The sequence below is a fragment of the Nocardioides sp. DN36 genome (genome assembly GCF_055380375.1).
Genome location: NZ_AP043823.1, coordinates 1,280,981 through 1,306,161, shown reverse-complemented (window position 1 = coordinate 1,306,161; position 25,181 = coordinate 1,280,981). Strand labels below are relative to the sequence as shown.

The window sequence follows — 25,181 nt, the reverse complement described above, 5'->3', positions numbered from 1 at the left end:
GGTTGTATACGCACATGACGCCCTCCTGTCTGTTGGCCGATGGCCGCCGGCACCGACGACGCCCGCGCTAAGCCGCACCAGGGGAATCGGGAGATCGCCGTATCTTCTGTTGCGGCGCGCCTCAGATGCGTGTCCTGCACTGTGGGCCCCCGTGGTTGCCCCGCGGGATGTGAACCCACGCGACCTCAGCCATCAGCCCGGGGCGGACATCCACTCCAACCGGTACACACCACGGCCCAGTAGGAACAGGCTCAGCCCGGCCAGGAAGACCAGGATCACGGTGCGACCGTGCCTCTCGATGGCCCTCTGCACCATGCCGAGCAGGTCGGTGCTCGCTCCCGGAGCGAGCACGACCACGGACAACGGCGCCCACGCGGGCAGACAGGCGAGGCCGACCAGCAGCGCGGCCGCGACGAGCTTTCCCACCTCCGCCACGTTGCTCGCTGCGATCTCCTTGGACGCCGGCAGGAGGAGCGCGAGGGTGGTGATGTTCGTGGCCATCGACAACACGCCGAAGGCGTACGCCGCCGTCGGCCGCACGTCGTGCGGATGCGCCCGCGCGGGCCTGGGCCGGTGTGCGTGTCGGAGATGCCAGACGACCACGGCCAGGACGAGCAGGAGCAACGCTCCGCCCAGCCACAGGTCCAGCGTCGCATCGAGATGGGGCGTCGTGGGCAGCTGGAGGTGCGTGCCGAGCGCCAGCACGGCCGCGACGAGCAGGACCGTGACCGTCGCGGTGCCGGCGGCGTACGCAGCGGCCGCCGCAACACCTCGCCGGGTGCCGAGCAGCACCACCTGCTCACTGAGCATCATCGGGCTGACGGCCGCGGCCAGGCCCAACGGCAGCAGGAAGGCCAGCAGCTGGGGCACGCGACCAATATTCGCCCGGAGCCCGCCGGTCCGGCTATACCGACTTCGGGCGTAGCGGCACTTCGCGGCAGTGGCTTGACTGGCAGCCGGGCCGAGCCCACCTCTTCGGGAGCGCCGGGTACGGGGGCCTGCAGGAGGTGTGGATGACGCGCGCTCGATCGCCCCTCGCGCGATGGGTGGAGCACGCAGCCGACGTCAGCCGCGCACCCATGCGCAGCTTCCCGCCCGTGGACGTCCTGGAGCTGCTCTCCGACACCTTCGACGCCGTGGCCCGCTGGAGCTGGATCCGTGCCGACGGAACGTTCGGCTCGCGCGTCCTGCGCCCGCCGCCGGGGTGGCCGCCCGCAGAGCCGGTCGACCTCTGGGCCCCGGACCTGCTCGCCCGCTCCCTGCTGACATGGTTCGCCAGTGGCAGCTCGGCCGGCCCGATGCCCGCGGAGCCCGCGCGCCCCGCCATCGCAGAGGGCCTTCGGCGGGCCTGCTCGGACGATTCTCCCCGCGCGACGGAGCTGGTCATCCCCGTCACGGCCACGACCAGCGCCTGCAGCGCCTTCGTGCTCCGTCGCGACGAACGCGACCTCTCCGCGAAGGATCTGCTCGTGGCCCGGCAGATCCAGCCTCTCCTCATGCTCCTCGACCGGTTGGGCCGCGGGTCCGGGGACCCGGCGCGTCGCCGCGCAGCCCAGTGGGGGCTGACCCGGCGGGAGTCCGCGGTCCTGCGGCTGCTCCGCGACGGCCTGACCGCGGACGCGATGGGCCGACGTCTGGGCTGCTCACCCCGCACGGTCGGGAAGCATCTCGAGCACCTGTACCGCAAGCTGGAGGTGCGGGACCGGCTCGCCGCAATCCGCGCGACCGACTGCCTGGCCGACAGGTGGGAGCCGGCGCTCCCGTCGCACCCGGACGACCCGGGCCGGCTCCCCGCCGCATCGCTGACGTGGCTCGGCCCCGACCTGCTGATCGTCCGAGGACGACTTCTCGATGCGCCGAGCCCGACCGATGGGGTACGCGTGTCTGCGTATTCCACCGCCGCGCCTCGCGGCGGCACGCTCGGCTCACGACGAACTCAATCCCATCCGGGTCCGGTCCACGACGCGTGACCGTCCGGTCGGCAAAGGCGGGGGCCCTCCATGACCGTGCACCGTGACCACCGGCGCCGCCGGTCCGACGTACGCATCACGATCGCGCTGGGCCTCGTCGTGTGCCTGTCGGGCACCGGGCTCGCACGGGCCGGCGCCGCCGTGCCCGAGCCGGCCGCCGCCGCGACGTTGAGCGTCGCCGACCGCGCCCAGCAGGCCGGCATCTACCGCCTGACCAACGACCAGGACTCGAACTCGCTCGTCTTCGACTACGACAAGGACGGCGTGAGCGACCTCCTGCTCAGCCGGCACCAGCTCTACGGCACCGAGCTGTTCCGCGGGCGAGCGGACGGCACGTTCGTGCTGGCCAAGACACTGCCGCTTGCGGACCGGCACGGGTGCGACTCCGCGGACTTCAACGGCGACGGCTGGCCGGACTTCTTCTGCGCCGTCGGAGCCAAGCACGGCACCGTTGACGACAAGAGCAACGAGCTGTGGCTGCAGAACCCCACCACGCACGACTTCAGCAAGGTCGTCGGCGCCTGGGGCGCCGCCGACGGTGCGGGCCGGGGCCGGGACGTGGCTGCCTTCGACGCCAACCGCGACGGACGACCGGACCTGTTCGTCGGCAACGGCTACGGAAACCTCTACCCCAGCTACGACAAGCTCTTCATCAACGCCGGCGGCAGGTTCGTGGAGCAGGTGTCGGCCCCCATCAACAAGCCGGGCGGGATCTGCGTGGCGCCGGGCGACTACGACGCCGACGGCGACATGGACATCTACGTGTGCGGCACCCCCAACCACCTCTTCCGGCGCAACGCGGACGGGACCTACACCGACGTCGGCAAGGCGCTCGGCCTCGCTCCTCAACCGAGCCAGCAGGGTCGCGACGGGGACTGGGCCGACCTCGACCGGGACGGCCGCCTCGACCTGGTCCAGGTGACCCCGACCACCCTCAGCGTCTTCTACGGCAGGCCCGGCGGGACCTTCACCCGCGGCTACACCCGCACCCTGCAGAAGGGACGCAACTCGGCCGTCGCCGACGTCGATCAGGACGGCGACCTCGACTTCTACGTCGTCAACGGCCGCACCGCCGACGGCAAGGGGAACCTCCCCGACCTCCTGATGCTCGACAACGGCACCGGGCGCAGCTTCACCGACTTCGCCGGACTGCCGCAGGCCGCCAGCGGTGGCGGATCCAACGTCGCGGTCATCCCCCGCTACCTCGGACGCCCCTCGCTCGTGGTCACCAACGGCGACGACGGCGGCGACCAGTTCAAGGGTCCGCGGCAGCTGCTCGTGTTCTCCGGGTGACCGCGCGAAGGGGTCGGCGATGCCGAGGTTCGTCGGCGCAGCCGCCCCGGGCGCATACTGGACAGTGATGACAACTTCACCGGGCCCCCGGAAGCGACACCTCGCGAGCAGCCCCTTCAAGCCAGACCCCGTGCTGCCGATCGAGGAGTTCGCGCTCGACGACCTGGTTTCGCACGACTCCTACGGCATGGGGCGCGTCGTCAGCAGGGAGGCGCACGCGGTGACGGTCAACTTCGGCTCCCGGACCGTGCGCGTGACGAGCCCCTTCGACAAGATGTCGCGGCTGTAGCCGCCGGCCTCCCCGCGGGGCGTCAACGCAGACCCGGGCGCAGCACCCCGGAGGCGAGCAGCGCCCCCAGCGCCAGCGCTCCGGCCCAGAATCCGGTAAGCCAGCCGGAGAACTCCCCCAGCGGGAGCACGGGTTCCCAGCCCACGAGGGGGCCGACGACCAGCGGCATCAGCACCAGGCACACGACCACCGCGGCGACCGCGCTCCCGGGAGACGGCACCGCCCGGCGCGTGCAGAGGCCGGCTGCGCCCGCGGACAGCAGCACGCAGGCAACGCCCGCGGTCACCCACCCGACGCGGTCCGCCCCCACGCTCCGCGGCAGCGTGCCCACGACGACGAGCCAGACCGCCAGCGGTACGACGCCGACGGCGAGCCGCGTGGCGCGACGCCACCCCGCCCCCCGGGGCGTGACCGAGACGATCGGTGTGGCGGCCTCGTCGAAGACGAAGCCCGCCCCGGCGGTGCACCCCGCGAGAGCGGCCGGCAGCAGCACCGCGAGGAAGTCCGGCCAGCGGTGCCCCACCAGGGCTGCGCCGAGCCCGAGCGCACAGCACGCCAGCAGCGGGGTCCAGGCGACCCCGCGGCGGACGTACCAGAGACGCATGGGAGCTACGAGACCCGCGACGGCACCGGGTCGGAGGTGCGGTTCTCGGTGGTCCCGGTCGTCATCGACAGGGCCAGCGCGACCAGCCCGACAAGGACCACCCCGGCGAACACACCCTTGAGCCTGCCGGTGCGGGCGACCCGGTCGTGCCACACCGCGGCGATCACGGCCGCGGCACACAGGCAGAGCACGTAGACGAGGTAGAAGACCGCGTTGCCGCCGTACTGGACAGCGGTGCCGTCCGCGTTGGTGCCCGACTGGAAGGACGCCCACGGGGTCCAGAGCCGCCAGGCCGGGTGGCTGGTCTCCTCGGAGGGGAACTGTCCGACCATGTCGACGACCAGCACGACGACCACGGCGACGGCGGCTGCTCCCGGGAAGCGCAGCCAGCGGCCGACGAGGACGCCGAGCAGCCCCCCGCCCAGGCAGGCGACCGGACCGTTGGCCAGCAGCATCGCCCACACCTGGAGGTCGGGCATCGTGCCGAACCACCACTCCTGCGGTGCGGGTTCGCGCCAGGCCACCAGCGCCACCTCGACCAGCACCCACAGCAGCCCGACTGCGCCGGGGACCAGGCAGGCCAGGGCCAGCGCGAGCGTGCGCCGGGACTCCGTGCCGGGGGCCGCGTTCATCGCCTCGGCGGCGGCCTCGGTGGAACGGGTCTGCCGAGCCAGCACGACCAGGCTCGTCAGCCCCACGAAGAAGGCGGGGATCACCGGCCAGGAGAGCAGGTCGCCCGCGGGATCGGCGTCGCTCGCGTTCAGGACGCCCCAGAGGAGCAGGGCGAAGGCGACGAGGGTGGCGAGCAGGAAGAACGGGTTGCGGACTACGCGCCGGGCCTCGATCCCGGCCATGGCGGAGAGGCTGGGGCTGCCGGTCTGCAGGGATGCACGGGTGGCGGACATGGTGGGACTCCTCGGTGGGGTGTGTCAGGACAGTGCGGCGGCCGCCTGGTCGCCGAGCATCAGGAGGTACGCGTCCTCCAGCGTCGGCTCGGCCGAGTCCGAGCCCGGGGGTCGTGGTCCACCCACGACCCGGTGCCGTCCGGTGCCGGTCCGCCACGTCGCCACGCCGGTGTCGACGGCGTCGTCGCAGAGCCAGACCTGGCCGTCCGCCCTGGCGACGAGGTCAACCACGGACCCGTCGAACCGGACCTCCCCGCTGGCGAGCACCACCACCCGCTCGCACAGAGCGGCGACGTCCTCGGTCTGGTGCGTGGACAGCAGGACGGCCGAGTCGGTGCCGATCACCGACAGCGTGTGACGCAGCCGGGCCCGCTGGCTCGGATCCAGACCCGTCGTGGGCTCGTCGAGGACGAGCAACCGCGGCTCTCCCAGCAGCGCCTGCGCCAGGGCGACCCGGCGACGCTGGCCCCCGGAGAGCCGGGTGACCCGCTTGGTCGCACAGTCGGCCAGCCCGACGAGCTCGATGACCCGCCGCACCTCACTCGTCCGGCGCGCCTGGTCGTTCCACTCCTTGAGGACCGCCACGTAGTCGACGAAGCCGAACGTGGTCATGTCGCTGGGGAAGCCGAGCTCCTGGGGGAGGTAACCGAGCTCGCGCCGGATCTCGGTGAGCTCGGCCTGCGAGGCCAGCGGGTCACGGCCGAGCAGGCGGACCTCGCCGCGGTCGGGCGCGATGGAGGTGGCGACGATGCGCAGGAGGGTCGTCTTCCCCGCCCCGTTGGGCCCGAGCAGTCCCGTCACGCCACGGTCGAACGCGAGGTCGACGCCCTGGACGGCCACGGTGCCGCCGTACCTCTTGGTCACCCCGCGCAGGTCGACGGCGTTCACAGCGCTGCTCCGAACTGACGCGTCTGCCGGGAGCGCACGGCCAGCACGGCCACCGAGACCGTCGCCAGCGCCAGCAGGACGAGCTGACGGTCGAGGTCGACCGGCCAGGTCGGCGCCAGGTGCCGCGTCGAGGCCAGCACGACCGCGGACCACCCCATGGCCACCACGGCCGCGGCTGCGCGTGGACCCACGAAGGAAGCGATGGCGAGCAGCACGGGGATCATCGCCAGCGCCGGGCCCAGCCACGCGGCCGCCACCCACAGCGGGCCGGGCAGCATCAGGCCGAGCAGGATCGAGAAGGGCAGGCAGGTGGTCAGCACCGCGGCGGCGCGGACCAGGATCAGCCGGGTCCGGCCGTACGGCGAGGTCACGATGAGCGTCTCGAGGGCGTCGGTGGAGGGGCCGTACGACGCCGCGACACCGATCACCGGGACCAGGGGCGCGACCAGGAGGAACGGCCAGATCCGGTCTCCGGCGACCCGGGCGGCGACGAACGCGAAGGCCAGCGCGACCAGGCTGCTGGTCAGCCAGGCGGTACGCAGCGAGGCGGACGCGGTCAGCAGGACCGACGCCGGCTCGGAGACGCCCAGCCGCCGGGCCAGGCGGATGAACACGGGCTGGGCCGGGCGCTCCGTCTCGGTGCGGATGCCGTCCCAGGCCAGCGCCAGCGCGGACGCGTCGACCAGCGGACCGACCCGGGCGCGGCAGTCGGCGCACCCCACCAGGTGCTGCTCGACCGAGGTGCCCTCGACCGCGTCCAGGCGTCCGTCGACGTAGGCCTCCAGCCGCCCCTCGCCGACGTGCCACGTGTGCGTGCTCATCCCCACCCCTCCATCGGTTCCTGTGCCAGGGCGCGGCGCAGCTGCGCCTTCGCCCGGTGCAGGCGGGTCTTGACGGTGTTCTGCCGTACGCCGAGCAGCTGGCCGGCCTCCCGGGCCGTCAGCCCGTCCAGCACGACGGCCTGCACGACCGAGCGGAACTCGGGCGACAGGCTGAGCATGGCGCCGGCCAGGTCGCCGTACTCCACGTCCAGCAGGACCTGGTCCTCGGCGGCCGGCACGCTGCCCGCGCCCGCCCGGTCCCAGTCGGGGTGCAGCAGCACGTCCTTGCGGCCCCGCAGCCGGGACACCATGCGGCGGAAGGCGATCCCCCACAACCAGCCCGCCACCTCGCCGTCGCCGCGCCACTTCCGGGCGTCCTTCCAGACCGCGACGAACGTGTCCTGGAGGACGTCGAGCACCACCTCGCGGTCGTTGCACCGGCGGGTCAGCCTCGCCGTCAACCACGGGGCGTGCCGTTCGTAGAGCTCCCGGAGAGCGGTGCTGTCGCCGTCGGCGGTGTCCCGGACCAGCGCGGCGTCGCTGCGCTGCTCGGTGCTGCTCCCCCGGCTCTCCTGGCCCATGCCATCACTGTCGCACCGGCGAGCCGGAACGGTTCCCCGCTTCGTTGCAGATTCTTTGCCTCGGTGACGCCTCACGAGGTCGTGACCGGGATACGGTGCCCGGGTTTCCCATCCACAAGGAGATCACATGCAACTTCATGGTCGCCGTGCGAGCGCGCTCTCGGTGGTCGCGCTCACGTCGCTGGCTCTCGGGATCGGCACCACTGCCGGATCGAGCGCCACGGAAGCCACGCCGTCAGGCCACGACGCGAGGACCGCCTACCAGCACCTCGCGAAGTCCAAGGCCAAGGACTACATCAAGCTCGACCTGCTCGCCCTCAACGACTTCCACGGGAACCTCGACACGGTCCCGTCCACCAGCTCCAGCGGGCGCATCAACAACACGCCGGCGGGCGGCGCGGCGTACCTCGCCTCCCTGATCCGGCACGAGCGCAAGAGCTCGCGGGCCAACGGCGCCAAGCCGCTCACCGTGGCCGCGGGCGACCTGATCGGCGCCTCCCCGCTGCTCTCGGCCGCGTTCCACGACGAGCCCACGATCAAGGCGATGAACGAGATCGGTCTCGACGTGGCCTCCGTGGGCAACCACGAGTTCGACGAGGGCTACAAGGAGCTGCGCCGGATGCAGCGTGGCGGCTGCCTCGACGACGGTGCCGGCGCCAACGGGCAGGACTCCTGCCCGGGCAACCAGGGCTTCGACGGCGCGGACTTCCAGTACCTCAGCGCCAACGTCAAGTGGGAGGACCCGTCCGCGCACGGGCGTGACACGCTCTTCCCCGCGACCAAGATCTTCAAGGTCAAGGGCGTGAAGGTGGCCTTCATCGGCATGACGCTCGAGGGCACGCCCGCGATCGTCAGCCAGGCCGGCATCCAGGGGCTCGACTTCACCGACGAGGTGGAGACCGCCAACGCGCTGGTCCCCAAGCTCCGCGCGAAGGGCGTGAAGTCCATCGTCGTGCTGCTGCACGAGGGCATCTCGCCGACGGACGGAACGGCGTACAACGACTGCAGCACGCCCAAGGAGCCGGCGCCGGCCCTCGAGATCGCGAAGAACCTCAGCCCCGCCATCGACGCCGTGGTCTCGGGCCACACCCACCAGGCCTACAACTGCGTGGTCCAGGACCCGAAGGGCAACCCGCGCCTGCTCACCAGCGCGTCGTCGTTCGGCCGCATGGTGACCAAGCTGCACCTGCTGATCGACCCGAAGACCCGCGACATCGTGCGCCCGGCGGAGTACGCGCGGAACATCATCGCCCGCAACGACGCCTCCGTGACGCCGGCGCAGGACCTGCTCGACCTCATCGCGACGTACAAGACGCTGGTGGACCCGATCGCCAACAAGGTCATCGGCCACATCGCGCCGGCCGACCAGTCCGGCGACCAGATCAAGCAGGCCGCTGACGCAGACGGCGGTGACTCAGCTCTCGGCAACCTGATCGCCGACGCCCAGAAGGCCGACGACTCGGTCGTCAAGGACGGCAAGGCTCCGGTCATCGCGCTGATGAACCCGGGCGGCATCCGCGCCGACCTGGTCGAGAACGCCAACGGCGACGTCACCTACGGCGCTGCCTTCTCGGTCCAGCCGTTCAACAACTTCGTGGTCTCCATGGACCTGACCGGAGCCCAGATCAAGGCGCTGCTGAACCAGCAGTGGAACGGCGCCAACGAGGGCGCCGGCCAGAAGATCCTCCAGGTCTCCGGCCTGTCCTACACGTGGGACAAGTCGGACGCCGCCCTGCCCGACACTTCCGCGCTGGTGGGTACGGTGATGGTGGACGCCGACGGCGACCCCGCCACGCCGATGGTGGCGCTGGACGACGGGACGACCTACCGCGTCGTCGCGAACAACTTCCTCTCCGACGGTGGCGACAACTTCACCGTCTTCAAGGACGGCACCGACAAGCTGATCGGTGGCCTCGACATCGACTCGCTGCGCAAGTACCTCGAGGCAAACGACCCGGTGAGCCCCACGCTCACCGACCGGATCAAGCAGCAGGACTGACGCAGGATCCTCCACCCGCACGGCCCTCGCTCCCCGGAGCGGGGGCCGTGCTCCGTCTCAGGGGTTCCTGCTGAGCCGCTCGCCGGACACCTCGTCCTTCGGCGTTAATCCGCCGCTACGCCGCGATCGGGCGGACTGCGCGGGACGCCCCGAGGCGGTCGAGCGCCTCGCTGGCCGCGCGGTCACCGAGCCGGAACAGCTCGGTCGTGTGCGAGAAGTCGAAGACCGGACCGCAGTCGTAGCGCTCGTCGAGCTTGCAGCGCACGACCTCCGTGCCGTCGGGCAGGACCGGCTCCTCGCGGTTGCGCACGGAAGCCGACAGCGACGCGATCAGGACGTCGAGCGGGCTGCGCAGCCGACGGATCGTCGAGGGAGCCCTGGTCACGTCGAGGACCCACACCCGGTCACCGGGCCGGGCCACACCGACGGCCCCGGAGAGCGGGACGTTCTCGGCGACGCCGGCGTCCACGTGCGTCGTGGGGCCGCCCGGGCCGTTGAGGACCACAGGAGGGAAGATGCCCGGCAGCGCCGCCGAGGCCGCGAGCAGGTCGGGGATGTAGCCGCGGTCGTGGTGCACCGCGCGCCCGGTGGCGATGTCGGCCGTGGCGACCCGCACGGGGATGGCGAGGTTCTCGAGGTGATACGTCGGCACCCACTCGGCGACCATCCGGCGGAACCGGTCGGAGGAGAAGAGGTACGGGCGGCGCCGCGCCACGTTGACCACCACACCACGCCGGCGACCGCACAGCGTCTCCTCGCTCATCCCCCGCCACAGCTCGCCGAGCTCGTCGATGCCCGCGGCATCGGGGTGCGAGCCCACGAAGCAGGCGTTCACGGCTCCGACGGAGCCACCGATGAGCAGGTCCGGGACGACCCCCGCGTCCCTCAGGGTCCGAAGCATCCCCACCTGGCCAGCGCCGCGAGAACCGCCGCCAGAGAGGACGAAGATGTTACGTCCGGTCGGCATGGCGTGACGTATACCCGCGTGGTCGCCGGGTCGAACCACGGATTCCGTAGGTCTAGACCATCGATTACCCACAACCGGCCATGCCTTCTCGCCGGACCAGGCGTAGGACGGACCGAAGGGGCACCGGTCCCCTGCCCTCGGTGACGCGCACCGTCCGCCGCCGGGAGACTCACCAGGAATCGAGGACGGCATGAAGACCACTGCTGCAGCGCTGCTGCTCGTGACAGTACCCACCCTCGCCGGCGCCGCGGTCGTCCAGAACAGCGCGACCGCCGCCGTGACCACGCACACCAAGCACTACGTGCTCAAGGAGACCGCGTCGCACGAAGTCGGCAAGTACGACTTCACCGGCACCGACAGGATCCGGGCAGCCGGCACCGGGGAGGTGGTCGGCTTCGACAGCATCACGGGGCACTTCTACCCCAAGCAGAACCGCGTGATCATCCAGGCCGCCTTCGCCCTCAAGGGCGGCATCATCCTCGTCAAGGCGCACCTCGTGGGCGACGGCCCGAAGTTCACGGGCAAGATCGTGGGTGGCACCGGCACCTACAACGGCATCGACGGGACCGTGTCCGGGCGCGAGGCCAGCCACGGACGCACCTTCATCACCTTCGAGTACACCCTGTGAGCTCAGCTCGCTGAACCCGCGCGCGGCGGTGCGGACCGGCCTCCGGTCCGCACCGCTCGTGCTGCTGGAGCCTGCGCGCCCGAGGATCCCTGACCCCCTCCTCCGTCGGTGACGCCCCCTACGGATTGGGGAGATCCGCCCGTGGCACCGGCGTGGCGACTTGCACCCTGCGTTGCTCTCTCACCCACATTGGGTAGACATCCCGCATTTGCCCGGCGTCTCCTCCCCCCCGCCAGCAATCTCGTCCGCGGGGGGCGACAGTTCGCCCAGTCTCGGGCCCCGTCAGGCACGGAGGGGTCGGATGCGGAACATCCAGGCGCGGCGCAGCCAGCGTGGCGAGCGGGGAGCCGCGGCAGTCGAGTTCGGGCTGATCGCGCTCATCCTGTTCACGCTGCTGTTCGGGATCATCCAGTTCGGACTGTGGTTCTGGGCCTGGCAGGCCGGGGGCCACGCCGCCCGCGAAGCCGCGCGCGTGGCCGCGGTGAGCCCTTGCAACGACACCAAGATCAAGTCTGCCGGCGCGGAGCCGCTCAACGGCGCACCCGTGACGAACACCCCTTCCGTCGGCGTCGTCAAGCCACTGGTCAAGGTGGGCGAACCCATCACGGTCCGGGTGAAGTTCACGACACTTGACCTCGGATTCTTCCCCGGATTCACCGGCAACATCGACAAGAGCGCCACCTCCCGCATCGAGAACGTGCCGGCAGGGGGTTGCTGACATGTGCAGCCAGCCCTCCCGACGTGACGAGCGCGGAGCCGCCGCACTGCTGTTCGCGCTCCTCGCGACCTTCTTGTTCGGCGTGGGCGCGCTCGCGGTCGACATCGGCCATGCCTACGCCAAGAAGTCCCTGGAGCAGACCGACGTCGACGTGGCCGTCATGGCGGCTGCCGCCGAGCTGAACAGCTCCGGCGGCTGCAACGCCGAGGTCGTGGCCAAGGCGAAGGAGTACCTCACCAAGGCCGACAACGCGGTGCCCTCGCAGTACCCGATCGACCTCGGTGGCACCCCGGGCGACAAGGACGGCTTCATCAGCTGCAACAACTGGCGGGTCGACCTCTGGGCACCGGCCAGCCGGGTGGACTTCGCCCTGGCCGGCGCCATCCCCGGCGCGCCGACGGGCGTGGACGTCGGCGCCCATGCCGCCGCGCAGATCAAGGCGGCCCGCGCCCAGGCCACGCTGCCGTTCTTCGCGGTGCAGGGCTGCGACTACGGCCAGCAGAGCATCCGCAACGACAGCGGGCCCCAGCTGACCATCCCGACGCTGAACCCGGACTCGGCCCAGAACTCCAACGCCACCTTCACGATCGCGCCCGACAGCACACCGTCCGGGACGACGTCGCTGACCATCACGATCACGGGCACCCAGCTCAAGGACGTCACCGAGGTCGGCTTCACCGGGGCGGCCGGCCCGCCGTACCACTACACCGTGCCGGTCACGGCTCCCTCGACCAACTCGAACGCCTCGTTCACGGTTTCCGTGCCGAGCGCGGTCCTGGCCGTGGACGACACCTGGTACGTCCGCACGCTCTCCGGCACCAAGTGGTCCAAGCAGGCCAACGCGCAGCGCCTCACGGTCGGCCCGCCGAAGCTCTACTGCGACAACTCCAACGAGGGCAACTTCGGCACCGTCGACATCCCGCGCACGGACACCAACTCGTTCTCGCTGCAGTGGAACATGATCAAGGGCATCGAGCCCACGCTGGCCAAGGTCTCGGGCAAGACCGGCCAGTGCAGCGGCCAGCCCGGTGCCGTCGAGTCCAAGAACTCCCCCGTGAACGGGACCAACTGCCTGGCCACCGAGCCCGGCCTGAAGATCGCGGAGACCAACGAGGGCCTGATCACCGGCAAGGGTGGGCTCAAGGGTCGCCTCGACGCCAGCTCCACGAGCAACTGCAGCCGGAACCACGACAGCAGTCGCACGACGGCGACTGTCAAGGGCTTCAACATCAACGACGACCTGCTGACCTGCTTCATCACCAACGGGGCCAGCATCCAGAACTTGGTGAACGGTGACTCGGCCGGCACCCAGGCACTCTCGTCGGACATCTACAACTCACCACGGTTCTTCTGGATCCCGGTCCTCGACACCGACCCGTCCACCGGAAAGAAGTCGTGGTGGATCAAGGACTTCCGGCCCGGCTTCATCACCGACCAGAGCCTGAGCGCCACCCACAACGCACCCGGGACCATCAGCTCGCTCAACGGCCTCGTTTCCGACTCGCAGGGCATCACCGAGCTCAAGGTGATCCTCCTCAGCGACAAGGCCCTGCCCGAGTTCGCGCCGACCGTCGGCGGCGAGCAGGACTACACCGGCTCCGGCCCCAAGGCCCTGGTCCTCGTCGAATGACCGCACCTCAGACGCCCAGCACGACCACCATCCACCGACTCTCCAGCAGCTAAGGACAGACCCATGGCACGACGATCCATCCTCCTGACCGTTGCCTTCGCCATCGCGGCGCTGGGCACCGCGATGATCATCCTCTACGTCCAGGGCATCGACGCCCGGGCCACCGAGGGCCAGGCACGGGTGTCGGTGCTGACCGCCACCGACGTGATCGACACCGGGGAGTCGGTCGCCGACGCCCAAGCCGCCGGCAAGCTGGAGAAGACCGAGGTGGTCCGCGAGGACATGGTCGAGGGAGCGCTGAGCTCCACCTCCTCGATCGACGACAAGGTCGCCCTCGGCCCCATCTACCCGGGCCAGCAGATCATCGGCCAGCAGTTCGGTGCCCCGGGCTCCGAGGAGACGCTGACCATCCCCGACGACAAGCTCGCCGTCAGCGTGGAGCTCACCGACCCGGCGAGGGTCGCCGGCTTCGTCAACCCGGGCTCGTGGGTCGCGGTGTTCGCCTCCGCAGACCCCGAGGTCTACAAGCCCGACGGCAGCACCCAGAAGCTTCCGCAGTACACCCGGATCCTGCTGCCCAAGGTCCAGGTCATCGGCGTCGGCGACACCTCGGTGGCGTCCAGGACGACCACCGACGGCGACGGCAAGCAGACCACCGAGCAGATCCCCCGCACCATCCTCACGCTCGCCGTGGACCAGGACCAGGCGGAGAAGGTCATCTTCGCGGCCCGCAACGGTGACCTGTCCTTCGCCCTGCGCACCGACAAGTCCAAGGCCGTCGAGCAGCCGGGCGTGACCGCCAACCAGATCATGCCCGAGATCTTCCGTGGGACCGTGCGATGACTGCCCTGGTCGAGAAGGACCCGGTCCTGGCGGAGGTGCTCTCCGCCACCCTGGGCGAGTCTGTCACCGTGTTGCGGTCGGTGGAGGCCCTCGAGGCCCATCTGAGCAGCAATGCCGCTGAGTACGCCGCCGTGCTGGGGCCCTCGATCAGCGACGAGGCGGCAGCCTCGTTCGCGGCCCGCAACCGCATCGCCCGCCCGGCACTCGGCGTGATCCTGGTTCGTCCCGCCGTCGACAACGCAGTGCTGGCCGACGCTCTGCGGTCCGGCATGAGCGAGGTGGTCGAGACGGGCGACGCGACCGGCCTTCGCGATGCGGTGCACCGCGCTGCCGAGGTGGGTCGTGCCGTGTCCGAGGGCCTCGACCAGGCGACGAAGCCGGAGCACCGCGGGTCGCTGGTCACGGTCTTCTCGACGAAGGGTGGCGTCGGCAAGAGTCTGGTGGCGACCAATGTCGCGGCCGCGCTCGCCGACTCCGGCCGGCGGGTGTGCGTCGTGGACCTCGACATCCACTGCGGGGACGTGGCGATCATGCTCCAGCTCACGCCGCTGCACACGCTCGCCGACCTGGATCGGCTCAGCGGAACCATCGACGTGAGCGGCGTGGAGTCACTCCTCACCGAGCACTCCGAACGTCTCTCCGTCCTCGCCGCACCCGTCCAGCTGGGCTCCCCCGTCCCCGCTGAGCCGGTCGGCAGCTTGCTGGGCATCCTCAAGAGCCTCTTCGACGTCGTCGTCGTCGACACCTCCGGGATGTTCGACGACTACGTGCTCCCGGCCCTGGACCACAGCGACGTCGTGATCCTGGTGGGGACGCTGGACATCCCGTCGCTGAAGAGCCTCAAGCTCGCTGCCGGGACTCTCGACCTGTTGAACCTGCCGCGGGACAAGTGGCGCCTGGTCATCAACAGGGCCGACGCCAAGGTCGGGCTCTCTGCCTCTGAGTTCGAGGAGACGCTCGGCCTCAAGGCCGACCTGACCCTTCCGTCCAGTCGCGACGTGCTCGCCGCGGTCAACCGGGGCGAGGCCATCGTCCGGGCCAACCGGGGCCACCAGGTGAGCAAGGCCCTCGCCTCGTTCGCCGAGTCGCTCGCCGAGTCGTTCTCGGCATCCTCTCCTGAGCCGGAGGCCGCCGAAGCCGGCTCCCACTCCCGCCGGGGCGCGCCGCGCCGCGGCCTCCGCATCCGGAAGGTGGCCTGACATGTCTCTCTCCGAACGCCTGATCGCCGCGCAGCGCGATCGCACCCTGGCCGCCGTTCCCGCGGGCGGTGAGCCCGAGCACCGGTCGTCCAGCGCGACACCACGAACCAGGGTGGTCACCAAAGACCCCTTCGCGGACCTGAAGCGCGCCGTCCACGCGCAGCTCGTGAGCACGCTCGGACCGCAGCTGTACGACGTCAACATGACCCAGACCGAGCTCGAGCAGCAGGTCCGGGCGGCGCTCCTGACGGCGGTGGCCGGGACGAGCCAGCCGATGTCCGGTGCGGACCGCACTCGGGTCATCCAGGAGATCTCCGACGACATCCTCGGGTACGGCCCCCTCGAGCCGCTGCTGCGCGACCCCGAGCTCAACGAGGTCATGGTCAACAGTGCTCAGGACATCTTCGTCGAGCGTGGCGGCCGACTCTCGCGGGTGGACGTCGCCTTTGCGGACGAGGCACACCTGCGCCGCACGATCGACAAGATCGTCGGCAAGATCGGTCGCCGCGTCGACGAGACCAGCCCCATGGTCGACGCACGGCTCCCCGACGGCAGTCGCGTCAACGCGATCATCCCGCCGCTGGCGCTCGACGGGTCGAAGCTGACGATCCGGAAGTTCTCCGAGGACCCGTACACCGTCGAGGACCTGATCTCCTTCGACACGCTCACCCGGCCCGCGGCCGACCTGCTGGCCGCATGCGTGCGGGGACGTCTCAACATCCTGGTCTCCGGCGGCACCGGCGCCGGCAAGACCACGACGCTCAACGTGCTCTCGTCGTTCATCCCGGCCGACGAGCGGATCGTCACCATCGAGGACGCCGCCGAGCTGCGGCTCCACCAGGAGCACGTGCTCCGGCTCGAGTCCCGTCCGGCCAACATCGAGGGCAAGGGCGCGGTCACCATCCGCGACCTGGTGCGCAACTCGCTTCGCATGCGGCCCGACCGCATCGTCGTCGGAGAGATCCGGGATGCTGCGGCCCTGGACATGCTGCAGGCGATGAACACCGGCCACGACGGTTCGCTGTCGACAGTGCACGCCAACACCCCGCGCGACGCGCTCGCGCGCGTCGAGACGATGGTGATGATGGCCGGGATGGACCTTCCGGTCCGCGCGATCCGGGAGCAGTCGTCGAGCGCGATCGACCTGATCATCCAGCAGACGCGGCTCAAGGACGGCACCCGCCGCCTCACCGCGATCACCGAGGTCGTCGGCATGGAGGGCGACATCGTCACCCTCCAGGACGTCTTCCTGTTCGACTACCAGGCGGGGTACGACGAGAACGGGCGCGCGCTCGGCCACCTCCGGGCCACCGGGCTGCGACCCCGCTTCCTGGAGCGCCTGGCGGACCACAACGTTCGTGTCGACCCCACGCTGTTCGCACCAGCAGGAGCGCTCCGATGACCGCTCGAGTCCTGATCCGTGGGGCCGCGGCCGCTGCCGTGCTGGCCCTGGGCCTGGTCACGGCGCCCGCCCAGGCCGACTCGGGTATCGCTGTCGGGCACACCGAGACCACGGATGACGGCACTGTCTCGGTGCTCCTCGATGTGGACCTGCCGACCGGCACCACACCTGACCTTGCGAGCATCGACGTCCAGGTGGACGGGAAGCCGGTCGACGCGACGGCCGAGAGCGTGAAGGCCGGCCAGGTCACCCGGACGACCGTGCTGACCCTGGACGCGAGTGACAGCATGAGCGGGGCACGCATCACCGCGGCCAAGGCTGCGGCGAAGGCCTTCCTCGATTCGGCACCGCCGGACGTCAGGATCGGGCTGCTGACCTTCTCCGACAAGGTCCACGACGTCATCGCTCCCACGACCGACCGCGAGTCCGTCGCCGCCGCCATCGATGACATCAAGCTCACCCACGGCACGCACATGTACGACGCTGTGGTGCAGGCCATGAACCTGGCCGGGGAGGAAGGGGCCCGCAGCGTCCTCCTGCTCAGCGACGGCCGCGACACCGGCAGCGACAGCTCCCTCCAGCAGGCTGCGTCCGCCTCCAAGGTGCACGGCACCTCGGTGGACGTGGTCGCCCTCGACCAGAGCTCTCGAGACCGGGCCCTCGTCGCGAAGTTGTCGTCGGCCAGCGATGGACACCTCATCGACGCGGCCGATCCTGACGCCCTCCGCTCGGTCTTCACGGCCGAGGCGGACTCCCTGGCCCATCAGCTGCTCGTCCGCTTTCCACGCCCCGCGGGTGCCGCGGACGACGTGGAGCTCGCGGTCTCCCTGGGCGCCGGCGGCACGACCTACGACGACTCGGCGTTCGTGTCCCTCGGCAAGGTCGACGCTGGTGGCCCCACCGTCGTGGAGCCGGGACATGCACTCGTGGGGAAGGGGGCCATGCTCGCCGGCGCAGCCGCGCTGGGGGTCGGGCTCGCGGCGATCCTGGCTGTCGTCCTCATCGGATCGCGTGGGCAGTCGGATTCCCAGAAGCGGATCGGCGCCTATCTCGGCGAGACCGCTCCGAGTGCCGGACCGGCAAGCCTGAAGGAGTCGGCCGTCGCCCTGACCGGGAACTTCGTCAAGGGTGACTTCGAGACCCGCCTCTCCCAACGGCTCAACGCCGCCGGTATCTCCTTCACCGCGGCCGAGTGGATCCTGCTCCACGCCGGGATCACCGTGGCGTCGGGTCTGCTGGGGTTCGTGATCGGCGGAGGGGCGGCGGCGGTGGTCGCACTGCTCTTCGGTGCGCTGCTCCCCGCGATGTACCTCAAGTTCAAGCACAGCCGCCGCCTGGCGGCCTTCGGGGCGCAGCTGCCGGAGACCCTCACGCTCATGTCCGGCGGCCTCTCGGCCGGCCTCTCGATGGCTCAGGCCGTGGACACGGTCGTTCAGGAGGGCCACGAGCCCATGGCCGGCGAGCTCCGCCGCGCCTTGGTCGAGCACCGGCTCGGGATCGGCCTGGAGGAGACGCTCGAAGGCGTCGCCGAGCGGATGGAGAGCGAGGACTTCGGCTGGGTGGTGATGGCGATCCGCATCCAGCGCGAGGTGGGCGGCAACCTGTCCGAGATCCTCAACACCGTGGCTGACACCCTGCGCGAGCGGGAGTACCTCCGACGGCAGGTCAAGTCGCTGACCGCCGAAGGACGTCTCTCCGCATGGGTCCTGGGCGGGCTCCCGGTGGCCATGTTCCTCTACATGATGTTCGCCAACCCGGACTACGTGCGGGTGCTCTACACGACCCTCGTCGGCGGACTCATGCTCGGCGCCGCCGTGCTGTTCCTGACCATGGGCGCCTGGTTCATGTCACGACTCGTGAAGGTCGAGGTCTGAGATGTCTCCCACGATCATCCTGCTGGCCGGAGGGCTGCTGGTCTGCGCCGGCATCACCCTCTCCCTCTCCCTGGTCGGCGTCGTCACCACCGAACGTCGCGGCGTGGCCCGTTCGCTCGCCGCCATCCAAGCGATCACCTCGGCTCCGGACACACTCCGCACCGAGCTCGAGCGGCCGTTCACCGAGCGCGTCATCGCGCCGCTCGGGGAGCGGCTGATCGGAGTCGGCCACCGGCTGGCCAGGGCAGGGACCGCCGAGCGGATCCAGCACCGGCTCGACATCGCCGGAAACCCTCCGGCGTGGACGGTGAACCGGATCATCGGGCTCAAGGTACTGGCGATGATGGTCCTCGCCGGGATCTCCGAGCTGTACGTCATCGGCAGCGGCTCGCTCCTTCGGATGCTGGTGATCCCCGCGGCCTTGGGTGCCTTCGGCTACGTCCTGCCCAACATCCTGCTGTTCAACGCGGGCCAGAAGCGGGAGAAGCTGATGCAGCGGGCGCTGCCGGACGCCCTCGACCTGCTGACGATCTCGGTCGAGGCCGGCCTCGGTTTCGACGCGGCCGTGATGCGGGTGGCCCGCAACACCGAAGGCCCGCTGGCCCAGGAGTTCTCGCGCCTGCTCCAGGAGATGCAGCTCGGCGTCGGTCGCATGGAGGCCATGCGAGCGATGTCCGAGAGAACCACACTGGCGGAGTTCAAGTCCTTCTGCCTCGCCATGGTGCAGGCCGACCAGCTCGGCATCCCCATCGGCCGGGTGCTCCGCATCCAGAGTCACGAGATGCGGGTGAAGCGTCGGCAGCGGGCCGAGGAGAAGGCACAGAAGGTGCCCGTCAAGATCATGTTCCCGCTGATCATGTTCATCCTGCCCTGCCTCTTCATCGTCGTCATCGGGCCGGCAGCCATCCGCATGGTGAACGTGTTCGCCAAATGAGCACCCTCGCACTGCCCCAGCGACACCCGGGCCGCTCGCCATCCCCAGGGCCCGCGGCGCCGCGGTCCTCCCAGTCCTGGCGGCTCACCACCGCGGTCCGCGCGTTCGCCCTTGCCCTCGCCACCGGGCAGGTGCTCGACGCCGGCTTGCTCGACTCGGCCGCTGTGGTGCTGCTGGGGCTGACCATCGTCGGCGCCGCCAGCTGCGCGGCGGAGCTCCACGTCACCCGCGGTCGGACTCCGTGGATCTCGATCGCCGAAGGGATCATGGTCAGCCTCCTGGTCGGCAGCGCCGATCAGTCCGTCGAGCCGTTGCTGGTCTGCGTCGCCATTCCTGCCGTGGTGACAGGGATCAACCACGGCCGGATCGCCACGACGAACACCTCGCTCGCCAGCGGGCTCACCCTGGCCGCCGCCGTCATCACCGTGCAACCCCCGGGCCAGGCCTGGAACCGGATGAGCCTGGCCCTGCCATGGCTCGTGGTCGGGCTCGGAGCCGGCCTGCTGGCCGCAACCCAGACACGTTCCCTACGCCGGTTGGAGACGTCCCAGGCGCCGTACGCCGCGGCACACCGGCTCGTCGGACAGCTGCACACACTGGTGCGCGAGCTGCCCGTGGCACTCGACGTACCCACCCAGGCACGCGCCGTCCTCTCCGTTGTCCGGAACACGCTCGACACCGACCGGGCGGCGGTCCTGGTCCCCGGTCGCGGCGACAGGCTCGAGGTCGTGGCGGTGCAGGGACACCTCACCACCAGCGACGAGGACGCTGCCAGGCTCTGCGTGTTCTACGGGCAGCGTCTGCACCGCGACGGAGTTGTCGCTCTCCCTCTTCGAGTGGGCCAGCACGTGTTCGGCGCCGTCGTACTGGGTCGGTCGACCGTTCTCGCCCCAGCGCAGCTCGAAGCCCTGCAGAGTCAGCTCGACGAGCACGCGATCCGTCTCGAGACCGCACTGCTTGTCGACGATGTCCGTGCGCTCGCCACCTCCGAGGAGCGGAGCCGTCTGGCCCGCGACATCCACGACGGGGTCGCTCAGCGGGTCGTGTCCCTCGGCTACCTGGCCGACGACCTCGCAGCGCTGAGCCAGGACCCCGAGACCCGCCAAGGGGCAGAGGCACTCCGGGGTGAGGTCACCCGGATCATCAACGAGCTCCGGTTCTCCGTCTTCGACCTCCGCCACGACGTGGACCCTGGCGGCGGCGTGTCCGGCGCCCTGTCGGAGTACGTCCACGAGCTGAGCAGCCACAGCGAGTTGCGCGTGCACCTCACCCTCGACGAGCGCGGAGCGCGACTCGCACGCCGCGCCGAGAGCGAGGTGCTGCGCATCGCGCAGGAGGCGATCGGCAACGTGCACAAGCACGCCCGGGCCCTGAACGTCTGGGTCAGTCTCACCGTCGACGGCAACGACGTGCGACTGGTCGTCGAGGACGACGGCGTCGGCGGGGCAACACCCCGTGCCGGGCACTACGGCCTGCACACGATGCGCGAGCGCGCCGAGCGCATCAACGCCGACCTCACGGTCGACGCACGCCACGACGGCGGGACGGTCGTGACACTCCGTTCACGCCCGACCGTCACCACCACGAAGGGAGCCACCCGTCATGACCAACGTCTTGCTCGTCGATGACCACGAGCTGATCCGACAGGGCCTCGCTCGCGCCTTCGAGCGCGACGGATCGATGGATGTCGTCGGGCAGGCCGCCAGCGTCTCGGATGCCCTCGGAGCGTGGCGATCCCTGCGACCCGACGTCGTCGTGACCGACCTCCAGCTGCCGGACGGCACGGGACTCGACATCGTGCGAGCGATCCGTGCGGACAGCGCCGAGGTCGGCCTGGTCATGCTCACCATGCACAGCGGCGACGCCCAGATCTTCGCGGCCATGGAGGCCGGCGCGTCGGCGTTCCTCAACAAGGAGGCTCGCGGCAGCGAGGTGGTCGGTGCAGCCGCCCACGCCGCCAAGGCCCCGCGGAGCTTCCTCTGCAGCGGGCTGACCGGAGCGGTGATGCGACGTGCGTCGACCGCAGCGGAGCGCCTGTCCCCCCGTGAGCAGGAGATCCTCGAGCTCCTCGCCGACGGCCTCAAGGCAGCCGACATCGCGCACCGCTTGTACCTGAGCGAGTCCACCGTCAAGAGCCACATCACGCACCTCTACGAGAAGCTCGGCGCCAGCAACCGCGCCCAGGCGTTGGTCACTGCCATGCGCCGCGGCCTCCTCCTCGAGAACCTGTCCGCAGCGGGCTGACCAGGCCGCGGCCTCACGAGCCGCGGGTTCCCGTCGTGAGCGCGCCCCGCTGCCTCCCGAACTGCAGGCCGTGCCGCACCGAGTGACACGGCTTGCAGTGCGAACGACCCCGGTCGACTGGCGCCCGGGATCTCCAGTGAGATCGAAGCGCCATCTGCCGCTGAGCGACCCGCTCGGTCGGAGTCACTGTCCGGGGACGTCTCCTGTTCGAGCGAGGCGCTCGCGACTCAGGTACCGAACCGGCTTGCCCAGCGACTCCGCGTAGGCAATCTCCCGGCGGGTCGACTCGCCCAGGTAGCCGCCGGGATCTACGACGTACACCTCGTCAGCCATGCGAATCTTCTGGAAGTGCACACTGTCGAGACGCCCCTTCAGGTCCGACCCGTCTGCTGTCCAGTCGTAGTCCCGCAGATGGGAGAGGCTGAACATTCCGAGGCTGATCGCAACGCAACCTTCCATCATGAGCCGCTGGTTGACTCCCGCGAACTCAGCCTCGAACTTGGTCGAGCCGCAGAGCGTGACGACCTTCGCCTCACCCGTGAGCGACTGCTGCGCCTGCTGGTCCTCCATGAGGTTCAAGATCGGTGAACGGCACCACGGTTTGTGCCACCCGGTCGCCGTGGTGATGGTGTTTCTCAAACGACTTCATGGGCGTCAGGACCGTCCCCGGGCGTCCGTGGGCAGCAGCGCGGTGACAGCACGGTCCACGACAGCCGGCGCGACCCGCCAGGTGACGGCCTGGCTCGTGGGGTGCTCCAACATCCGTTCGGTCACCCCCTTCTCGTGGCTGGGGCCGGAACTCGCACCCACAGGGAGCCCCGTCAGGTCGATCGTCTCGACGCGCTTGGCACCCTCAACCAGACTCCCCAAGGGCACCGGGCGCACACCCGGTCGGCATGGACAGGTAGCTCCCATCCCCCGGACGGTCGAGGTCAGCGTGGCGGTTTGCCCACGACCTCGTCGGCGAGGTGGATCACGAGTCCGCGACTGCGTGGCGGGGCCGGCCCAGCGACAGGTGGTCCCCGAGACGGTCGTCGCGGTCCCCCGCCATCACAGGGGCTCATCGCCTGAACGCGACGTCGTGCCCCCGACCTGCCTCGGGACGGCCTGAGGTTCGGCGGGTCCCACGCCCCACCGGGACGCAGAGGGCGGGGCCCCGCCGAAGGTCCTTCACGCCTGGTCATGATCCACCTCCGAACATGGCCCGAAATGACTATGAAGTGGGAGCCGAGGAACCGATCCCCGTTGACGCAGAGAAAAGCAGAATTATCTCCAGACGGGTTCCAATGGGGGGGCTCGGAATTCATCACCAGCTTCATTCGATTCCAAAGGGGAATACCAATGATCGACCAGATGCAGATCTCGACCCTGAAGTTCATCTACTTCCTCAAGACCCAGTTCGAGGAGCGCAACGAGCGTGGCGCGACCGCGGTGGAGTACGGCCTGATGGTCGCCCTGATCGCTGCGGTCATCGTGACCACCGTCGGCCTCCTCGGCACCGCCATCAACACCAAGTTCCAGGCGGTGCTCACCGCCATCAACGCCGCGGGCTGATCAAGCAGCACGCAAGCCTCGAGGGGCCGGAGCCATGTCAGGGACGTGGCACCGGCCCCTTCGGCGCGCCTGAGTCGACCTTTCGAATTCGGCTTCTGTCCCGCCAAACACGGACAGCTACGGAAAGCCAACCCCGGGACATGGGACTTCTGGCATGTCCCGTATAGCCCGAAATGACCATCGGCCGCCAACCGAGTACCCGATTCGGGGGGCAAAATGCGGCGCAAGACTATTCACCAGACCAAGCTCCAAACGGGGGCAGGTAACCGCCGCCAAAACGAGTAATTCACCGACATTCCGAAGGGGACTTCCAATGTTCGACAAGATCCAGCTCATGGCCCTGATGTTCATCGGCGACCTCAAGGCGCGCCGCGACGAGCGCGGCGCCACCGCGGTCGAGTACGGCCTGATGGTCGCCCTGATCGCCGCCGTCATCGTGACCACCGTCGGGCTCCTTGGCACCGCTCTGGACGGCAAGTTCCAGGCCGTGCTCACCGCGATCAACGCCGCTGGCTGACAAAGTCCAGCACGACCGAAGGGCCGGTGCCGCCATCGAGCGGCACCGGCCCTTCGCTTCTCAGCTCCATCCCCTCCTGACAGCAGAGGAGACCGTCGATGTCCCCCTTGACTCGAGCGACGCCGCCAAGCACGCCCACGACCTCACCCGCCACCAGGAACGAGCGGGGCGCAAGCTCGGTCGAGTACGCGCTCCTCGCAGCCCTGATCGCCGCTGTCGCTGCCTTCAGCGCTGCCCTGCTCGGCATCGAGGTGAACGGACTCTTCCTTCAGGGACTCGCGGGATTCCCGTAGGTCGCCCCAGCGGAGGTCGAAGGGATGGACACCGTCCCGCGGCGCACGAGTCCGACGCGCGACCGGCACGGACGGAGCGACCAGGGGACCCGTCGCAGGCGGCCGCTCCCCACATCTCGGGCTCGAGGGCACGGCCGAACTCTCCGTCGGTAGGTCGAGGCGGCGTGAGATCCTCACGGCATGGAGATCGTGCCGACCGAACGGCCGAACGCCTACGTGCTCCGCGTCGACGGTGCCGACCAGTCCCACGTCGACCTCGACGACCCGACCAGGCTCGAGTTCGACTACGTGCGCAGGATCGGCGACGTGCTGGACGCGTGGCAGCCGGCCGGTGAGCCGCTGCGAATCCTCCACGTAGGCGGTGCGGCGATGACGCTTCCTCGGTACGTCGCCGCGACTCGACCCCGGTCGCACCAGATCGTGCTCGAACCCGCAGTCGCCCTGACCGAGCTGGTTCGCAGCGAGCTCCCGCTCCCCCGACGCAGCGGGATCAAGGTCCGTCCCGTCGACGGGCGCGTGGGCACCGCTCAACTTCGTGAGAACTCTACTGACGTGGTGATCCTGGATGCGTTCGACGGTGCCCGCGTCCCGGCGGAGCTGGTCACGCTTGAGTACATCGAGTCGGTGTCCCGGGCACTGACCAGCAGCGGCTGGTTCCTGCTCAACCTCACCGACCGCGCCCCGTTCGCCTGGACCCGGCGCGTGGTCGCCGGGCTCCGGTTGGTGTTCCCGGAGCTGATGGTGAGTGCAGAGCCGGCCACACTTCGGGGGCGCAGGTTCGGCAACCTCCTGGTCGTCGCCTCTCACGGGCTCGTCCCCATCGGGGCGCTCCAGCAACGAGCCGCTTCCTCGGCGGCGCCGTACCGGGTGCTGGACGCAGCCCAGGTCAGCAGCACACTCGGCGGCGGGGCAGCGTTCGTCGACGGCGACTGTCAACCTTCGCCGCTCACCGCGTATCGGTGACCATGGCGCCGTGGGCAATCGCGTGCGCCCCGACTTCCTACGGACTCAAGCCAGGCGCTGGAGCA

General features: G+C 70.0%; 26 protein-coding genes. 17 read left to right on the top strand and 9 right to left on the bottom strand.

Translation table 11 applies throughout. The features are described from left to right. Window positions 1–192: 192 nt before the first annotated feature. Window positions 193–870, bottom strand: a complete 678-nt coding sequence (locus ACZ43H_RS07220) for a GAP family protein (protein ID WP_464588932.1) — start codon at window positions 868–870, stop codon at window positions 193–195. A 143-nt stretch (window positions 871–1,013) separates the two neighbouring features. Between ACZ43H_RS07220 and ACZ43H_RS07215 the strand changes: the two genes are divergently transcribed. The 3 genes from ACZ43H_RS07215 to ACZ43H_RS07205 all read left to right on the top strand — a co-directional run bounded on the left by ACZ43H_RS07215 (window position 1,014) and on the right by ACZ43H_RS07205 (window position 3,552). Further along, window positions 1,014–1,970 carry a helix-turn-helix transcriptional regulator gene (locus tag ACZ43H_RS07215; RefSeq protein ID WP_464588930.1) on the top strand — a complete coding sequence of 319 codons (957 nt, stop codon included), beginning with the start codon at window positions 1,014–1,016 and terminating at the stop codon, window positions 1,968–1,970. A gap of 30 nt (window positions 1,971–2,000) precedes the next feature. Further along, window positions 2,001–3,263 (top strand): FG-GAP repeat domain-containing protein, encoded by a 1,263-nt coding sequence (locus ACZ43H_RS07210; RefSeq protein WP_464588928.1) that lies wholly within the window; start codon window positions 2,001–2,003, stop codon window positions 3,261–3,263. A 67-nt stretch (window positions 3,264–3,330) separates the two neighbouring features. Then, window positions 3,331–3,552 (top strand): hypothetical protein, encoded by a 222-nt coding sequence (locus tag ACZ43H_RS07205; RefSeq protein WP_464588927.1) that lies wholly within the window; start codon window positions 3,331–3,333, stop codon window positions 3,550–3,552. Between the two features lie 22 nt (window positions 3,553–3,574). On the opposite strand, the gene ACZ43H_RS07200 is transcribed toward ACZ43H_RS07205, so the two are convergent. Genes ACZ43H_RS07200 through ACZ43H_RS07180 form a run of 5 tightly spaced genes read right to left on the bottom strand, consistent with a single transcriptional unit; the run spans window position 3,575 to window position 7,351 of the window. Further along, window positions 3,575–4,156, bottom strand: a complete 582-nt coding sequence (locus ACZ43H_RS07200) for a hypothetical protein (RefSeq protein ID WP_464588925.1) — start codon at window positions 4,154–4,156, stop codon at window positions 3,575–3,577. 5 nt (window positions 4,157–4,161) lie between these two features. After that, entirely contained in the window at window positions 4,162–5,061 is a 900-nt protein-coding gene (locus ACZ43H_RS07195; RefSeq protein ID WP_464588923.1) for a hypothetical protein, read from the bottom strand. A gap of 24 nt (window positions 5,062–5,085) precedes the next feature. Then, on the bottom strand, window positions 5,086–5,949 hold the full coding sequence (locus tag ACZ43H_RS07190) for an ATP-binding cassette domain-containing protein (protein ID WP_464588921.1): 864 nt from the start codon (window positions 5,947–5,949) through the stop codon (window positions 5,086–5,088). Next, window positions 5,946–6,770 (bottom strand): zf-HC2 domain-containing protein, encoded by an 825-nt coding sequence (locus ACZ43H_RS07185; protein WP_464588919.1) that lies wholly within the window; start codon window positions 6,768–6,770, stop codon window positions 5,946–5,948. Before ACZ43H_RS07185 ends, ACZ43H_RS07190 begins: the two co-directional genes overlap by 4 nt. After that, entirely contained in the window at window positions 6,767–7,351 is a 585-nt protein-coding gene (locus ACZ43H_RS07180; protein WP_464588918.1) for an RNA polymerase sigma factor, read from the bottom strand. Before ACZ43H_RS07180 ends, ACZ43H_RS07185 begins: the two co-directional genes overlap by 4 nt. Before the next feature lie 127 nt (window positions 7,352–7,478). On the opposite strand from ACZ43H_RS07180, the gene ACZ43H_RS07175 reads away from it, so the two are divergent. After that, on the top strand, window positions 7,479–9,350 hold the full coding sequence (locus ACZ43H_RS07175) for a bifunctional metallophosphatase/5'-nucleotidase (RefSeq protein WP_464588916.1): 1,872 nt from the start codon (window positions 7,479–7,481) through the stop codon (window positions 9,348–9,350). A 115-nt stretch (window positions 9,351–9,465) separates the two neighbouring features. Here the strand turns inward: ACZ43H_RS07175 and ACZ43H_RS07170 are convergent, their stop codons facing one another. Continuing rightward, window positions 9,466–10,251, bottom strand: a complete 786-nt coding sequence (locus ACZ43H_RS07170; RefSeq protein WP_464588914.1) for a patatin-like phospholipase family protein — start codon at window positions 10,249–10,251, stop codon at window positions 9,466–9,468. A gap of 256 nt (window positions 10,252–10,507) precedes the next feature. On the opposite strand from ACZ43H_RS07170, the gene ACZ43H_RS07165 reads away from it, so the two are divergent. The 10 genes from ACZ43H_RS07165 to ACZ43H_RS07120 all read left to right on the top strand — a co-directional run bounded on the left by ACZ43H_RS07165 (window position 10,508) and on the right by ACZ43H_RS07120 (window position 21,789). After that, window positions 10,508–10,945: a hypothetical protein gene (locus tag ACZ43H_RS07165; protein ID WP_464588913.1), complete on the top strand. Its 438-nt coding sequence runs from the start codon at window positions 10,508–10,510 to the stop codon at window positions 10,943–10,945. A gap of 301 nt (window positions 10,946–11,246) precedes the next feature. Then, entirely contained in the window at window positions 11,247–11,663 is a 417-nt protein-coding gene (locus tag ACZ43H_RS07160) for a TadE/TadG family type IV pilus assembly protein (RefSeq protein ID WP_464588912.1), read from the top strand. Between the two features lies 1 nt (window position 11,664). Continuing rightward, window positions 11,665–13,293, top strand: a complete 1,629-nt coding sequence (locus ACZ43H_RS07155; protein WP_464588911.1) for a hypothetical protein — start codon at window positions 11,665–11,667, stop codon at window positions 13,291–13,293. Window positions 13,294–13,356: 63 nt separating this feature from the next. Then, a complete protein-coding gene (cpaB, locus tag ACZ43H_RS07150; protein ID WP_464588909.1) occupies window positions 13,357–14,136 on the top strand; it encodes a Flp pilus assembly protein CpaB in 780 nt (259 codons plus the stop codon). Beyond that, entirely contained in the window at window positions 14,133–15,335 is a 1,203-nt protein-coding gene (locus ACZ43H_RS07145; RefSeq protein WP_464588907.1) for an AAA family ATPase, read from the top strand. Before cpaB ends, ACZ43H_RS07145 begins: the two co-directional genes overlap by 4 nt. Before the next feature lies 1 nt (window position 15,336). After that, window positions 15,337–16,737 (top strand): CpaF family protein, encoded by a 1,401-nt coding sequence (locus ACZ43H_RS07140; protein ID WP_464588905.1) that lies wholly within the window; start codon window positions 15,337–15,339, stop codon window positions 16,735–16,737. Next, window positions 16,734–18,611, top strand: a complete 1,878-nt coding sequence (locus tag ACZ43H_RS07135; protein ID WP_464588904.1) for a type II secretion system F family protein — start codon at window positions 16,734–16,736, stop codon at window positions 18,609–18,611. The genes ACZ43H_RS07140 and ACZ43H_RS07135 overlap by 4 nt, the downstream gene beginning before the upstream one ends. A gap of 1 nt (window position 18,612) precedes the next feature. Next, window positions 18,613–19,545 (top strand): type II secretion system F family protein, encoded by a 933-nt coding sequence (locus tag ACZ43H_RS07130; RefSeq protein WP_464588903.1) that lies wholly within the window; start codon window positions 18,613–18,615, stop codon window positions 19,543–19,545. Next, the gene (locus ACZ43H_RS07125; RefSeq protein WP_464588902.1) at window positions 19,542–21,173 is read left to right on the top strand and encodes a sensor histidine kinase; all 1,632 of its coding nucleotides are present in this window, start codon (window positions 19,542–19,544) and stop codon (window positions 21,171–21,173) included. Before ACZ43H_RS07130 ends, ACZ43H_RS07125 begins: the two co-directional genes overlap by 4 nt. After that, window positions 21,148–21,789, top strand: coding sequence for a response regulator transcription factor (locus tag ACZ43H_RS07120; RefSeq protein WP_464588900.1), 642 nt, complete (start codon window positions 21,148–21,150; stop codon window positions 21,787–21,789). Before ACZ43H_RS07125 ends, ACZ43H_RS07120 begins: the two co-directional genes overlap by 26 nt. Window positions 21,790–21,972: 183 nt before the next feature. Here ACZ43H_RS07120 and ACZ43H_RS07115 read toward each other — a convergent pair whose 3' ends face one another. Next, on the bottom strand, window positions 21,973–22,359 hold the full coding sequence (locus ACZ43H_RS07115) for a hypothetical protein (protein ID WP_464588898.1): 387 nt from the start codon (window positions 22,357–22,359) through the stop codon (window positions 21,973–21,975). 771 nt (window positions 22,360–23,130) lie between these two features. Here ACZ43H_RS07115 and ACZ43H_RS07110 point away from each other — a divergent pair. Both ACZ43H_RS07110 and ACZ43H_RS07105 read left to right on the top strand, forming a co-directional pair. Beyond that, window positions 23,131–23,343 (top strand): Flp family type IVb pilin, encoded by a 213-nt coding sequence (locus ACZ43H_RS07110; protein ID WP_464588896.1) that lies wholly within the window; start codon window positions 23,131–23,133, stop codon window positions 23,341–23,343. A gap of 313 nt (window positions 23,344–23,656) precedes the next feature. Beyond that, entirely contained in the window at window positions 23,657–23,860 is a 204-nt protein-coding gene (locus tag ACZ43H_RS07105; protein WP_464588895.1) for a Flp family type IVb pilin, read from the top strand. On the opposite strand, the gene ACZ43H_RS07100 is transcribed toward ACZ43H_RS07105, so the two are convergent. Continuing rightward, window positions 23,844–24,107: a hypothetical protein gene (locus ACZ43H_RS07100; RefSeq protein ID WP_464588893.1), complete on the bottom strand. Its 264-nt coding sequence runs from the start codon at window positions 24,105–24,107 to the stop codon at window positions 23,844–23,846. The genes ACZ43H_RS07105 and ACZ43H_RS07100 overlap by 17 nt on opposite strands. Window positions 24,108–24,333: 226 nt before the next feature. Between ACZ43H_RS07100 and ACZ43H_RS07095 the strand changes: the two genes are divergently transcribed. After that, a complete protein-coding gene (locus ACZ43H_RS07095) occupies window positions 24,334–25,116 on the top strand; it encodes a spermidine synthase (protein ID WP_464588891.1) in 783 nt (260 codons plus the stop codon). The last annotated feature ends 65 nt before the right edge of the window (window positions 25,117–25,181 follow it).